The sequence below is a fragment of the Oleiphilus sp. HI0125 genome, assembly GCF_001635355.1.
Genome location: NZ_LWGF01001009.1, coordinates 1 through 861, shown reverse-complemented (window position 1 = coordinate 861; position 861 = coordinate 1). Strand labels below are relative to the sequence as shown.

Here is an 861-nt window from a genome sequence, read left to right as displayed (position 1 = left end):
CGCGACTGCATTGCTATATTACCTGAGGCGACTTTGCTACCTTGAGGCTGACCAGATAACTGAAGTGAACCTAGCAATGGGTATGCATTGTCAACAGCCTTGACGGATACAAGCTGGCTAGCCGAATCGCTAAAAACCATCGACCGAAACTCTACTGCTAAGCCATGTCGTAAACCTATCTGATTCGCGTATTCAAGAACCACAGGATCTAACTCTCGGGGCGAGACGACTTGCCTATCCGCCGCCAGCAATTCACTTGAAGAACTATTAAGCGCTTCTTTCAAGAAGCTCGTTAATGACAAAATGCTTACGATCGCGAACACCGACAACAAACTCGCAAGGAACATCAACCTAAGGGCAGGAAGCTTCCTCTGTTCAACAAAACTATTAAGCGCATATTGAATCAGACGAAAAGACACCTCAGACCTCCTCGTTATGCGTTACTAATGCGCCCTGATCGATCGTGAGTTTTTGAGTGCATCGGTTTGCCAGCTCGTCATCGTGAGTAACTAAAATAAGCGTTACTCCTTGCTCCTCATTGAGCTCAAAAAGCAGATTGGCAACAGAATGGCCTGTATTGGAATCAAGATTGCCAGTTGGTTCATCGGCAAATAAAATCGAAGGTTCACAAGCGAAAGCGCGTGCAATCGCTACGCGCTGCTGCTCACCACCAGACAATTGCTTAGGAAGGTGATTGGCTCGTTCCGCTAAACCAACCCGCTCAAGAAATGATTGTGCTTTTGACTCTGCGTTTTGTTCGCCCGCTAAGTTAAGAGGCAGGGTTACATTTTGAAGCGCCGTAAGATGATCTAGTAGATGGAAAGATTGAAAAACGAAACCAACGCGCTCTTTTCTTAGTTT

1 protein-coding gene and 1 pseudogene are annotated in these 861 nt (G+C 46.2%); both read right to left on the bottom strand.

The annotated features are described in order from the left end of the window. Positions 1–419 (bottom strand): annotated as a pseudogene (locus A3762_RS17255) (hypothetical protein); the annotation flags it as partial. A gap of 1 nt (position 420) precedes the next feature. Further along, positions 421–861 (bottom strand): ABC transporter ATP-binding protein (locus tag A3762_RS17250; RefSeq protein WP_156493546.1); only part of this gene is annotated, 441 nt, incomplete at its 5' end.